The organism is uncultured Nostoc sp. (assembly GCF_964245445.1).
GTDB lineage: Bacteria > Cyanobacteriota > Cyanobacteriia > Cyanobacteriales > Nostocaceae > Nostoc.
On the sequence record NZ_CAXTNE010000060.1, the window covers coordinates 16,310 to 31,333 of the forward strand.

A 15,024-nucleotide genomic window follows, 5' to 3' on the forward strand; every position below is an offset into this window, starting at 1 on the left:
GTACCTCTTTGATTAATTTTTTATAGAGCGCCCTTCTGTTGCATTCTTTTCTCTCTTCGTCTTTGCCCCCGTCCGCTCCTTTCTTCCATAGGTTTGTCAGCCTGTTCCATATTTAAAGCTTTGCTCAAAGAACTGACTGTTGGACTTTCATAAAGACTGACTACAGGAATTTCTATCTGCAATTCTTTACTTAATTGTGAAATAACTTGAACACCTACTAAAGAATCGCCACCGAGTTCAAAAAAGTTGTCGTGGATACCTACTAAGTCAATACCAAGTAGTTTTTGCCAAATAGCTGCAATTGTTTGCTCAGTCTGATTTCTAGGAGCAAAATAAGCATTACTCAGTTTAGGTCGTTGATGTAACGATTTCGACTGGTTACTTTTGCCTAAAGATTCCAAAAGAGCTTGGGCATTAAAATTGCGATCGCGTTCTATCAGAGTTGTTAAATCTTCAGTTGATACTGCAACTCGTGGGACTGCACTGTTGAGAATATGTCTAAAAACTTTTATCCCTTCTGAAGGTAATAAAGCATCTATTAATAAAGATTTAGCATCAGAAATATCTTGTTTATTAACTAATCGCTTCACCGCCTCTACTGACATTCCAACATCTTGCCAATCAGTCCAGTTAATAGAAACTGTAAATGTCCGATCTTGATTTATTTTATGATAAGCAAAAGCGTCAAGAAACTCATTGGCAGCGCAATAGCCAACTTCACTAAATTTCTTTCTATAAATAATTGAGCTAAGAGATGAACAAAGAATCAAAAAATCCAACTTAACATCTTTCAAAAGGTTATCTAATACTAGTGTTCCTTTGACTTTAGGGGCCATAATATTTTCTGTCATCTCTCGCGTTCTTCGAGAAATCACACCTGCATAATCAGCAATGCCTGCACAATGAAGAACACCATTGATTTTACCAAACTGTTTCTGAACTTTTGCGATCGCTTCTTGCATCTGTTCAAGGTTAGCCACATCAGCGCTCAGTACTAAAACTTCTGCACCTAGTTCTTCAAGTTCCTTTACTTTCAAAATTTTACGACTGATATGATCTTGGCGATCGTTAGTAGCTAGCCATTGTTCCCACTCTTGTCTAGGAGGAAAAGCTGAACGTCCGATCAAAACTAGTTTGGCCCGTACCGCCTTCGCTAGGTGTGACGCTAGAGCAAGTCCAATGCCTCCGAGTCCACCTGTGATCAAATACACTCCTCCTTCCCTTAATCGTGATGTTTCTCCCTTTGCTTCCTCCAATCGGACTGCTTCAAAGGTTTGCACCCAGCGATGAAAACCACGGTAGGCAACAACTATATCGGAGGATTGGATTTGTAACTCATTGAGCAGCTGATCTACAAGTTTCTCCTCTTGCCAACTTATTTCCTTGGGAATCACAACATCAATGCTACGACAGTTAATATTTGGATATTCTTGGGGAATGATCTTAACAGCTCCTAGTACAGTCGCCTTTTCTGGGCATAGCACCTCTTCTCCAGTCACTGAGTGTATATTGTTGGAAATGACCGTTATTTGCAGCTCATCGGCGATCCGCTGTTTTCCAAGTGCTTGAGCTAAAAACAGCAGACTATAAAAACCTTTTTCTTGGGCTTCATCAACTCCTGCGAGTCCAGATTGAATCTGACCAACAGAAGTCACACTCCATAAATGAACAATCGTTTTTGGGATCTTATCTTGTGCTACTAGTTCATTGAGCAGGGCATCATAGTCTTTACGTTGTCTAGGATTAAGGCTATATGCACGCTCATTCAACTTAATAAACTTTGACCCCACCTTCACTATAATTACATCCTGACCATCAAGCTGAAGTCGTTTAACCAGTTCTTCTGCCAAACCGTACTCATCGAGAAACACAAGAGTGCAAGACTTCTGAGTGATCAATTCCTTCTGGTTCAACAGTACAGCAGGTATAGATTGTTTCCATAAAGGTAAGTAGAACCAATCGGCAATATCTGGCTTTTTGCCAAATGACACAGGTTTAGCACTGTTATCCTGTCTATGTTTATAGTCTTCAATCCAATAACTCTGCCGCTCAAAGGGATATGTTGGTAGTGGGAGACGATGACGGTGTTCGTGGGCGTAAAATCCTGACCAATTTACCTGTACTCCATATAACCAGAGTTTGCCGAGTGTGTTCAGTAAAAATCCTGTATCTGACTGTTTTTCTTGAGGATGTCGTAATGAACAGAGTGCTAGAGAATCTGAATGCTTTTTAACAAAAGTACATAAGCTGCTTCCTGGCCCCACTTCTAGCATGATGCAATTTGCCTCTTGCTGCAACGCAGAGATGCCGGCTGCAAACTGCACTGTTTGGCGTAAATGTCTTGCCCAGTAATCGGGATCTGTGGCTTCTTCTGCTGTTATCCAGGTTCCTGTGACGTTAGAGATAAAAGGAATCTGCGGCGGATTTAGTTTGACTTTTTTAACTTCTTTGATGAATGGCTCAATAATAGGTTCCATCATCGCAGAATGAAAGGCGTGGGAAGTATGCAAACGGCGACACTCTACACCTAATGCTGTAAGTTTCTCATGAATCGTGTCTACAGCATTATGGGTTCCAGAAACTACGCACAAACGAGGAGCATTGCTGGCGGCTAAAGATAAATTTTCATTTAATAAAGTTTTAATCTCTGCTTCTGTTTGTGAAACCGAAAGCATAGCACCGGCTGGAAGTTGCTGCATCAGTCGTCCACGGATAGCTACTATTGCCAAAGCATCTTCCAGGGAAAATACACCAGCAAGGCAAGCTGCTACATATTCCCCTATGCTATGACCAATCATCGTTTGGGGAGAAATACCCCATGAGATCCATAATTTAGCAAGAGCATATTCTATAACAAATAATGCCGGCTGAGTGATATCAGTTTGTTGTAGTCTTTCTGCTGCGGCTTTTGACTCAGACTCGTTGGGATAAATCAGCGATACTCCTGCGGAGTCACTTCGTGAACGCAAATCCAACCCAAGATGAGGTTGCAGCAATTGACAGCATAAATCAACCTGTTGTTTAAAAATCGGTTCAGTTTGGTAAAGTTCTTTACCCATGTCCACATATTGAGCGCCTTGTCCAGGAAACATGAAAACGATGGGGCGATTGCCACTTTCAACTAAGCGAGTGAAAACTCTTTCTGGATCTTGTAAGACTGCATCCTCAATATCTTGACACACCAGCACGCGACGATGATTGAACTCAGCACGCCCCACTTGCAGGGTATAGGCAACATCCGCTAAGTTCACATTAGGATGCGCTTTGAGATAATTAGCCAAATTTACTGTTGCTGTCTCCAAAGCAGAGCTAGTTTTAGCCGATAGACACAATAAATATTTACTTTTGCCTTTTGACTTTTGACTTTTGACTTGTACTGGTGCTTCTTCTAGAATGACATGAGCATTAGTCCCACCTATACCCAAGGAACTCACGCCAGCACGACGAGGAGTACTTCCTGTTTTCCATTCTGCTAGCTTTGTATTGATATAAAAGGGGCTGTTGCCAAAATCTATCTGGGGATTTGGTTGCTCAAAATTCAAGCTTGCTGGTATCTGCTTGTGTTTCAGGGCTAAAACTGTTTTAATCAGTCCGGCAATCCCAGCTGCTGCATCTAGATGACCAATGTTTGTTTTCACTGAACCAACGGCACAGAAGCCTTTTTTGTTGGTACTGCTACAAAAAGCTTGAGAGAGGGCGGCAATTTCAATAGGATCGCCTAAGGCTGTACCAGTACCATGAGCTTCAATATAGTTGATTGTCTCAGGCTCAACTCCCGCAAGCATCATCGCTTCGGCAATCACCTCTGCTTGACCATTGACGCTAGGGGCTGTGTAGCCAACTTTACCAGAACCATCGTTATTGATGGCTGAACCTCTAATTACAGCATGGATACAATCACCATCTACTAGAGCATCGCTCAATCGCTTGAGAACAACAACTCCTACACCATTACCAATAGTCGTTCCCTCTGCTTTGGCATCAAAAGCACGACAATGACCATCAGGAGATAGCGTTCCTCCCGATTCATGCAAATAACCTGTTTTCTGGGGTATGTGGATAGAAACCCCACCAGCTAAAGCCATATCACATTGATAATTCAACAAACTTTGACAAGCAAGTGTTGTTGCAACTAATGAGGTTGAACAAGCTGTTTGGATCGTAATACTTGGGCCAGTTAGATTTAATTTGTAAGAAACACGGGTAGTTAGAAAATCTTTATCATTGCCAATTAATGTTTGATAGCATTGTGCTGATCCTATAGGATCGCGGTTTAAATCTAATGAATAATAGTTATTTAGGCTAGCACCAGCATAAACTCCAATCCGACTATCATACCTATTGGAATCATAGCCAGCATTTTCTAATGCTTCCCAAGCACACTCTAAAAAAATCCGGTTTTGGGGGTTAGTAACTTCTGCTTCTTTGGCATTAAAACTAAAAAATGCAGCGTCAAATAAATCGATATTTTCTAATATGGCACTAGACTTTACATAATTGCGATCGCTGAGTGTAACGGAATCGATACCGTCAGATACTATCTCTTCATTTGTGAAGATAGAAATTGACTCTACACCAGATTGCAAATTATGCCAAAATTCTTCAATATTTTTAGCACCCGGAAAACGCCCTGCCATCCCAACAATGGCAATGCCTTCTACAGCATCATTATCTATAGTGCTAATCATAAATCTTTTTACCTTGCTTACTCAATTGTTGCTTTTGGCGATTTATAGCCTCAATTTGTTTATTCGCGCGATTGCGTGTTCCTGTAAAAGAAAGCTGTCGCTGTTGACTTAAATATTGCGCCAGTGAGTAAATAGTCGGATTCTGAAACATTTCTACAACTGATATATTTCGCTGCAAAATTGTCCGCAGTTTATGATTAACCTGAATCATCAGTAGTGAATGCCCACCAAGGTCAAAGAAATTATCATGAATACCCACTTTCTCAATATGTAACACCTCTTGCCAAAGCTTTGCTATCTGCTGTTCCATTTCCGACTGGGGTACTTCATAAGTAGTCGTCAATGTTGGACGCAAGTCTTCTGGTACAGGTAAAGCACGACGGTTTACTTTTCCGTTAGGCAAAAGTGGTAAGGTGTCTAAGAAGATAAAAACACCAGGAATCATATATTCCGGTAACAGTTCTTTGAGATAACTTCGCAGTTCACTAGTTGTAAGTGTTTCGTCTGGTAAAAGAACAATATAAGCCACCAATTGTTGAACACGTGGTTTATCTTCTCGCGCCAAAATTACAATTTTCTGTACTGCTGGATGTTTGAACAATACATTCTCAATTTCACCTAACTCAATCCGAAATCCTCTAATCTTAACTTGATGATCAATTCGCCCCAAGTACTCTAAATTTCCATCAAGTAAATAACGAGCTAAATCTCCAGTTTTATATAGCCGTGATTCAAGTTTATTATTGAACGGATTAGATATAAACCGCTCTTTTGTTAACTCTGGTCGGTTTAAATAGCCTCTAGCTAAACCAGCACCACCAATATAAATTTCTCCTGGGACACCAATTGGTACTGGTTGTAACTTAGTATCAAGTAAATAAATTTGTGTATTGGCAATAGGACGACCGATAGTTACGTTGCTATCTCTATTTACTTGAGCAAACGTAGAATAGGTTGTATCTTCAGACGGACCGTAAAGATTAAAAACTTTCTGAATACGATCATTTTGATAAATCTGTTCCACAAGTTGATTTTGCAGTGGTTCACCAGCAAGATTAACCGTTCTGACTGAAGGAAGTAAACCATCTACTTGCAGTAATTCTGCAATGATGCTTGGGACTGTATTAACCAAGCTTACCTCAGCAACCAATGAGGGTAAGTGTAAAGCATTTTCTACAAGAATTACTTTACCACCCCAACTGAGAGGAACAAACAGTTCAAATACTGATAAATCAAAGCAAATAGAGGTTGATGCTAAAACTCCAACAAGGTCATCATCTGTAAAAACTTTTCTTGACCATGTTAATAAAGCAACACAACTTTCATGGGCGATCGCCACACCTTTTGGTACACCAGTAGAACCCGAAGTATAGATGACATAAGCTAAGTGATTGGATTTTACTTCACTAAACAGATTTTCTCTGCTCTGTCGGGTAAGTAATTGTGAATCTCTATCAATACAGACAATATGCACATTCGATTTGGCAAACAATTCAACTAGATGGCTTTGAGTTAGCAGTACCTTGGTCTGACTATCTTCTACCATGAAAGTTAAGCGTTCCTGGGGATAGGCTGGATCTAATGGTACATAAGCCCCACCTACTTTTAAAATAGCTAACAATGCAATCAGCATTTCTGGGCTGCGTTTCATGCAGACACCTACAATTACTTCTGGCTTCACCCCTAGTTTTTGTAAGTAATGTGCTAGTTGATTAGCTTGGTCGTTTAACTCCTGGTAGGTTAATTTTTGGTTTTCAAAAATAACAGCAATATTAGATGGCGTTTTCTTTACTTGTGCTTCAAACAGTTGATGAATACATTTATCTTGTGGGTAATCTGTCTCGGTATTATTCCACTCAACTAATAATTGCTGTACTTCAGATGGTGTCAGGAGTTGCAAGTTTGCGATGCGTTGTTCGGGATTGCTAACTATACTTTCCAATAAAGTCTGGAAATGTACTAGCATTCGAGCAATAGTATCTGCATTAAATAAATCTGTGTTGTACTCACAAGTTGCAACCAACCCTTGCTCGTCATCCTCCATAAATAATGTCAAATCAAACTTTGATGTCCCGTTGTAAGCCTCCTGACAAGTAATAGAGACATCTGACAGTCTGGGATTTGATATTGGCACATTCTGAAGAACGAACATTACTTGAAATAGTGGATTGTAACTCAAGTCTCTATTTGGCTGTATTTCTTCTACTAATTTCTCAAAAGGTAAGTCTTGATGAATGTATGCCTCTAAAGCTGTTGACTTTATCCGCGCCAGTAACTCCTGAAAACTCAGGTCGCCAGAAAGGTCTGTACGTAGTACTAAAACATTGACAAAAAAACCTATTAATGATTTAGTTTCTGCTCTGTTACGATTAGCTATTGGCGAACCTACTACAATATCAGTCTGACCAGTGTAACGATACAGCAACGTTTTAAAGGCTGTAAGCAAGGTCATAAACAGAGTTACTCCCAAATGACGGCTCAAATTCTTTAGCTCTTTTGTCAGAGTTTGAGAAAGAACTAGTTTCCCTTGAGCGCCTTTGAATTTTTGAACTGGCGATGTTTGATCAGAAGAAGCAAAGCTTCTACGCGGACGGTCAGTTGGTAAATTTAGTATAGGTAGCTGACCTTGCAACTTTTGTTTCCAATAAGTCAGTAAAGATTGAATCCGATCGCAATCAAGATATTGTCGTTGCCAATTGACAAAATCTCGATACTGAATGGGTAATTCAGGAAGTGCTGGGAGTTTGCCCGTGGAGAATGCTTCATATAGTGCAGCTAGTTCTTTGATCAGAATACCGATAGACCAACCATCTGCAATTATATGATGTAGAGTGACAATTAAATGATAATTTTTCTCACTTAATTGTAAAATTTTAGCACGCAAAAGCGATTGAGTAGCTAAATCAAATGCCTGCTGTGCAAATTCCGTAGCTAAACGTTGCGCTTCTTGAGGGCGTTCTCTTTCTAAAAATGAACGCAAATCCTCAACCGCCAAAGTTAAAGGTGGCGCTTGATTTATAACTTGGGCTGGTTGTCCATCAACTACTGTAAAGCTCGTTCGTAATACTTCGTGTCGTCTAATTATTTCGTTAAGACTATTTTGTAAAATTGCTAAATTAATGCAGCCTTTTAAGTTAATAACTATAGGAATGTTATATGCAGGACTATCGGGAGTTAGCTGATTGATAAACCATAATCCTTGCTGGCCAAAAGATAGAGGCTGAATGGATGTATTTTTTTCTTGTTGAGTTAAGGATATTGACGGTAGTGCATCTGTTGTCAGTTGAGCGAGGATTTTTGTAGCTAGCGATCGCGTACTCATCCCTGCAAAGAAGTCTGCTACCGATACTTCTACCTCTAAATCAATCTCAACCCGGTTTTTCAATTCAAACACTTTTAAAGAATCAAGCCCCAGAACGCTTAATGGTTCATCAGGAATGATATCATCTGGTGCGATCGCCAGTACTCTCGCTTCTTGTTCAATCAGATAGATTTCTAAAAGCCGTTGACATTCCCTTGGGGAAAGCGCCAAAAGTTCGGAACGCTGTAATCGAGTTTCCTCTCTGACAATGTTGCTAATTTTAAGAATATTACTGACAACGATATTCAATTCACAATTCTGAAACTGAGCGCGAGTTGCACGACGTTGAATCTTACCACTGGAAGTTTTGGGAATACTACCTGGTTTAATCAAAACCACAGCATAAACTTGTACTTCATGTTCTTCTGTAACAGCTTGGCGAATTGCAGATATAACTTCTTCTAAATTTGGCTTGGCGCGAAACTTCAATTCTTGGACGATTACCAGCCGTTCTTCCTTGTTAACTTCGACTGTAAATGCTGCGCTAGCACCAGAATTTAAAGATGGATGACTGCGTTCTGCGGTTAATTCTATATCCTGTGGGTAAAGATTTCGACCACGAATAATAATTAAATCTTTGGCTCTACCTGTAATGAAAAGCTCGTTATTTTGTAAAAAACCTAAATCTCCCGTCCGCAGAAAAGGGCCTAAACCTGTGTCTGATAGATAAGCATGGAAAGTTTCTGCCGTCTCTTGATCGCGATTCCAATAACCTTGACCAACACTCGGCCCAGATACCCAGATTTCCCCGATTTCATCAGGTTTACAACTACTGAGGGTTTCGGGATTAGCGATCGCCACTTCCAGTTGTGGTATAACTCGACCACAACTGACGAAATGATAGACATCCTCATCCTTAACAGATGATTCAACTACCCGACTCAATTCTAATGCAGACTTTTGGACTGTCTTGATAATCGGTGATGTTGCCTTCTGCACACCAGAAACCATCAGAGTTGTTTCAGCCATTCCGTAACAAGGGTAGAATGCCTCTTTACGGAAGCCACAATCGGCAAAAGCTGCTGCAAACCGCTCTAGAGTATCATCCCGAATCGGTTCCGCGCCGTTAAATGCCACACTCCAACTACTCAAGTCAAGAGTCTTTTTTTGTTCAGAAGTAATTTTTTGAGTACATAACTCATAAGCAAAATTCGGGCCACCACTGGTTGTCCCTTTGTAATGAGAAATAGCTTGTAACCAACGATAAGGACGTTGGAGAAAGGAAGTTGGAGGCATGATGATGCAAGGAAAACCTCCATACAAGGGTTGCAATATTCCCCCAATTAGACCCATATCGTGGTACATCGGCAACCATGTCACGAACTTACTTTCTGGAGAATGCTCCATAAATTGGTAAGTTGTGTCAGCATTGTGCAGTAGGTTTCCATGACTAATCATTACACCCTTTGGTGTTCCTGTAGAACCAGAGGTGTATTGCAGAAAAGCTAACGTATCTCGATCAATAGAGGGTTCTTGCCAAGCATCTTCTATTCCCAGAGCAAGATTATCTGTAGTTAGCCACTGTAAGGATTCTAAGTCAGTCTTTTGTGACATTAAAGACCGCACTGTAGGCAGGATTTCTGTTGTAGTGAGAGCGATCGCTGCTTGTGCATCTATAGAAATAGCTTTTATTCTCGGTGTGTTGCGCTCATTTCTAGGGGGATATGCCGTTACAGCCACAACTCCCGCATATAAACAACCGAAAAAAGCAACCAAAAAATCTAGTCCGGCTGGATAAAGTAGTAAGGCGCGTTCTCCAGTCAAACCCAATGCTTGTAACTGAGCAGCTATTCGACGCGATCGCCTATCTAATTCTTGATATGTTAGCGTTGTTTGTTCTGTTTCCCCATCCAGCAAGAAGGTAAAAGCATCTCTGTTTGGCTGGGTAGAGCTTCTTAAGCGCAGTAAATCAACAAATGTAGAACCACTGCCAAAAGCTTCAAGGAAGCAATGAGAATATTGATTCATTTTGATTTTCTAGATGCGACCTTGATACACTGCTGCTCTTTTTCTCGCTCTGACTAGAGAAAATAAAGAGGGAATCGTTAATTAATTCAGCCAATTACTTAAAATTGTCTAAATCTTAACTAGTGATTAGTGATTTTCTGGGAGCAATATCTAGTTATTGCGACTAATTTTTATTTGCACTTTGATTACACTAACGAGAATGAGTTGCTTTAGCAATAGAAAAAGTATAGAAAGTTAGTATCAATAAAATCATCTTATATAAGTTTTGCATATGTATATTTATTTATATCTGTAGATAGATGATAAATTTATAAACGTTATTTACAGAAAGTCAATTATGGTAAAATTAATATTTTATGACAAAGCACAAATCACCAATGCTCCATTTTCAAGTTAAAACTCCACGAGCGCTCGCCCGCAACCACCCGATGAAAATTAACTTGTCCTCATCTTTAATTTTTAGTCACCAATCTCTATTTTCAAGAGAGAAAATATTAGCTTGATATATAATCTGTGATTATATATCAAGCTAATAAGCTGTTTTAGAAGAATTTATTGTTTAATATCCATAGCTGAATGTCATTAAGAAAAGGCAGCTATGCTGGAGGCAGGAGAGGAGGAAAGTCGCATAGCGATGAATTGCTTATATAACAAGGCTTTTAAACTCCAGCATAGCTGCCCTTTGCCTCCTGCCTCACCCCAACAAACACCATTTCTTAGTGCCATTCATCCATAGCTAAATGAAAAAAGCTATTAATTATCTTGTGTCTTGCATCGCTTCATAATATGATTCAAATAATTTCAACTTAAATGACAATTTTTTTCAGAGATCGTCATTAGTATCTTCAGGTACGACCAAGTAGTGTGATTGAGTGTAAGCGGATAAGCGGATAAATGAAGTTAGATAAATTGTTTCAAAGCCTGCTGCTGACAGGTACGTTTGTTCTTTGTATCAGCACTCCTTCTAAAGGCGAGGAAGTACGAGAAGATTTTCAAGGCGAATCTTTTATCCAAGTGATAGGGAAATCTACTTCACCCCAAACAGCACCTGGTAAAGCAAGTAAAAACATTCCCCAAGTCAGCGAAATCAAACTTCCCGCAACTAGCGCTCAAATGCTAGTACAGACACCAACACCAAGCAACCCTCCAAATTCAGAACAAAGAAGTGGGGATCAAATTGTACCAATCATAGGAGTTAAAGCCAATCCTACAGACAAAGGTGTGGAGTTGATTTTAGAGACGACTCGTGGGGAACAACTACAAGTTAAAAATCTCAGTACGGGTAATAATTTTATTGCAGATATACCTGGCGCACAGTTGCGTTTAGCATCGGGAGAAGCTTTTATATTTCGTTCAGAAAAACCCCTTGTAGAAATTACTGAGATAACAGTAATAAATGTTGACGCAAATACTGTCCGAGTGACAGTAGTGGGTGAGAAAACTTTACCCACAGTTGAGTTATTTGATGATAATGCCGGGCTGGTGTTTGGTATAAATTCTTCGGCAATAGCAACTTCTCCACCGCAGCAACCACAAACACCACAAGATCAACAAAAGCCAGCAAGCGAGACACCGCAGCAACAACCAACAGCACAGCAGGATGAGCCGATTGAGTTGTTGGTGACGGGGGAGCAAGATAGGTATAACGCACCAGAAACGTCAACTGCTACTAAAACCGACACACCATTGCGCGATATTCCCCAATCGATTCAGGTAGTGCCGCGACAGGTGCTGGAAGATCGCAAGGTAAGAAGTTTAAAAGAGGCAGTGGAAACGGTCAGTGGCGTTGTTGATGCAGGAACCAACTTCGGTGCGCCTTCCGGAGGCAGAATCATCAGAGGATTTGTGCAGCTCGGGAATTTCCGCAATGGCTATCGAGATACAGGTTACAATAATGATAGCTTTTCGCTAACAGGCATTGGGACGATCGAACAAGTAGAGGTTCTCAAAGGCCCCGCCTCAGTTCTATTTGGTGCCGTAGAACCGGGTGGAATCGTCAATGTGATCACTAAACAACCCTTGAGTGAACCCTACTACAGTCTCGGATTTGAAGCGGGGAATTTTGGCTATTATCAGCCCAGCATCGACTTCTCAGGGCCATTAAATGCCGATAAAACTGTACTCTATCGGTTTATTGCTAACTACCAAAGTTCGGAGGGGTTTCAAGATTCCGTCAACACAAATATAACCACGATCGCACCCTCAATCACTTTGAAATTGGGCGATCGAACAGACCTGAATCTATACTATGAATACACTAACTATAATGGATATCCGAATCCGTCTGGTAGTTGGTTTTTCAGTGATGGTAGCTTCCTCCCTCGGAATGTCTTTCTCGGCTATCCTGATTTAACTTTTATTGATGCCAAAACTCAAAAATTTGGCTACATCCTGAATCAAAAGTTGAGCGACAACTGGCAGATTCGTAACAATTTTTCAGTGACTACTACTAGAACTAGAGACGCATTTGCTGGAGGATTAGATATAGTAGACGATAGTTCGCTAGTAGATATTAACGCTGAAAGACGTGGATACTCAATAGATAATTATTTTGGACAGATCGACTTGCTTGGAAAGTTTAAAACGGGATCGATTTCGCACCAACTTTTAGTGGGTTTTGATTTTAATCGCAATGTTCAGACTTATGAGGCTTTGATTTCCGATTCGCCTCTTCCTAATCTAGATATCTTCAACCCAGATTACAATATTTCAAATCCCACATATATTCCAAATTATGGTTTCGATTCATCTATCCAATCTTACGGTGCTTACCTTCAGGATCAAGTTAGTATTTTAGACAACCTGAAGCTATTGGTTGGGGGGCGCTTAGATTGGGTTTCACAAAATCAGACAAATAGCGGAATTGATTCTCCCGAACAAAATGATAGTGCTTTCAGCCCCCGAGTTGGGTTGGTGTATCAGCCGAGTAAATCGGTTTCTCTCTACACCAGCTATAGTCAATCTTTTCTTCCTACCTCTGGATTCAATCCTGATGGTAGAGCGTTTAAGCCGACCAAAGGAACCCAATATGAAGCAGGCATTAAAACTGACTTTCTAGACGGAAAGCTTTCAACAACATTGGCAGTCTATCAAATCACCAAGACGAATGTTACAATAGGGGATCAAAATGACCGTGATATCCAGATTCAAGTCGGGGAGCAAAGGAGTCGAGGGATTGAGTTAGATGTCGCGGGTGAGATTCTACCAGGGTGGAAGGTGATCGGTTCTTATGCCTATACTGATGCAGAAGTTACCAAGGATATTGATATTTCTATAGGTAATAAATTGCTGGGTGTGCCAGAAAATCAAGCTAGCCTCTGGACAACTTATGAAATCCAGAAGGGCAATCTCAAAGGTTTGGGATTTGGTTTAGGGCTTTTTTATGTGGGTGAGCGGGCGGCACTTTCAGACAACTCAGTTGAATTACCCAATTACTTGCGTACTGATGCGGCGATTTTCTACCGTAGAGATCGCTTTAACGCTGCGATTAATATTCGTAATCTATTTGATACGGACTATTTTAGCTCTAGCTACGGTTACACTTTAGGTCTTGAAAGAGGTGCGCCCTTGACAATCATCGGCTCTATTCGTTGGGAGCTTTAACTCGCTGTTGTGTTGGTAATCGGCTGGACAACGTGTTGCAATTATCCTATTGGTACTGATTCTCAATGCTTTTACGTCGTTTCATCTATCTACTATTATTAGGAGTTTTGATATTTGCACTTATTTCGGCTTGTAGCAAGAATCTGAATTATAGTGCTACAAGCTTGAAACAGCCAATGCAAAACTGTCGAAAGGTGCAACATTTGATGGGAAAGACTTGTATCCCTCTCCAGCCTCAACGAATCATAACAATATGGTCAAGTTTTTTGGCTGATACACTAGCATTGGGGATTAAACCAATTGCAACGGGATATGATTCTAGTGAGCCTTTTCCAGAATATCTTCGAGACAAAGTAGAGGGAGTTGATTTGATTGGAAGCGTAAATGAACCAAACCTCGAAAAGATTTTGCTCCTGAAACCCGACCTAATTTTGGCTCATCCTTATATTTTGAATGTTTATTACAAGCAGATATCTACGATTGCGCCTACGGTCATCATAGGGCATCCCGATTTACTCACTCGTCGTTGGGATCAAGATTTGCTAGACCTTGGCAAGGTTTTAAATAAAGAAGAAGCTGTCAATCAATTAATTAAGGAATATTGGCAGCGGATTGAAAAACTTAAACAAGCCTTGGGTAGCCGTCGTCACCAAATGCAAATTTCAGTTGCTTCGACAAAAGCATTATCTGGAATTTGGTCTTATGGTGAAAAAAGTCCTGTTGGCAGAGTCATCAATCATATTGGGCTAGAACGCCCATTGTCACAAAGGGGGAATTTTTTCTATATAGAAAATATTTCTGAAGAGCGTCTGTCTGATATTGACGGTGATGTTCTCTTCTTTTTATCTTGGGGAAGCAAGAGTGCTAAGGAGACTTTAGAAAAGCTCCAACAAAAACCTTTGTGGCGACAACTTAAAGCAGTTCAACGAAATCAAGTTTATTTCGTTGACGGGTTGCGCTGGCATGATGGCGATATCTTTGCAATCAATACAATAATTGATGACTTATTTAGATACCTGATCGACACTCCTCAAATCATTTCAAAATAAGTAATCAAACAGAAATATTACCAGCAATGCTTTGTTGTATGGAACAACAAAGCTTATTAGAATTTAATTGTATTAATTCTCAATACCTGTGCCAAAAAAAGAGTATGAAGGGAGAGGGCTGATATAATAGAGTTATTGTCTTTCACAACGACAACGAAATTTTAAAAATGCTTCCTGAAATGCCTGAGCCTATTTTATTAACCCAGATTTTTGCCAAGCTTACTGCTTTAGGTCGTATTCATCCCGTTTCTACGGGCGTTGAACCCTCGTAAATTGGCAAAGGTATTGATGTTAGATTAAATGTAAGGATTCAGGTGGCAGAGTATTGACAAGGGGGACACTTGAGGGGGAGTAT

General features: G+C 40.3%; 4 protein-coding genes. 2 read left to right on the forward strand and 2 right to left on the reverse strand.

The window, feature by feature from the left end:
- Positions 1 to 20 precede the first annotated feature (20 nt).
- Together ACFE90_RS12990 and ACFE90_RS12995 are read right to left on the reverse strand one after the other, a co-directional pair.
- On the reverse strand, positions 21 to 4,688 hold the full coding sequence (locus tag ACFE90_RS12990; protein WP_375501069.1) for an SDR family oxidoreductase: 4,668 nt from the start codon (positions 4,686 to 4,688) through the stop codon (positions 21 to 23).
- Positions 4,681 to 10,017, reverse strand: a complete 5,337-nt coding sequence (locus ACFE90_RS12995; RefSeq protein WP_375501071.1) for an amino acid adenylation domain-containing protein — start codon at positions 10,015 to 10,017, stop codon at positions 4,681 to 4,683. Before ACFE90_RS12995 ends, ACFE90_RS12990 begins: the two co-directional genes overlap by 8 nt.
- Before the next feature lie 894 nt (positions 10,018 to 10,911).
- Here ACFE90_RS12995 and ACFE90_RS13000 point away from each other — a divergent pair.
- Entirely contained in the window at positions 10,912 to 13,620 is a 2,709-nt protein-coding gene (locus tag ACFE90_RS13000) for a TonB-dependent siderophore receptor (RefSeq protein WP_375501073.1), read from the forward strand.
- 266 nt (positions 13,621 to 13,886) lie between these two features.
- Positions 13,887 to 14,669, forward strand: a complete 783-nt coding sequence (locus ACFE90_RS13005) for an iron-siderophore ABC transporter substrate-binding protein (protein ID WP_375501075.1) — start codon at positions 13,887 to 13,889, stop codon at positions 14,667 to 14,669.
- The last annotated feature ends 355 nt before the right edge of the window (positions 14,670 to 15,024 follow it).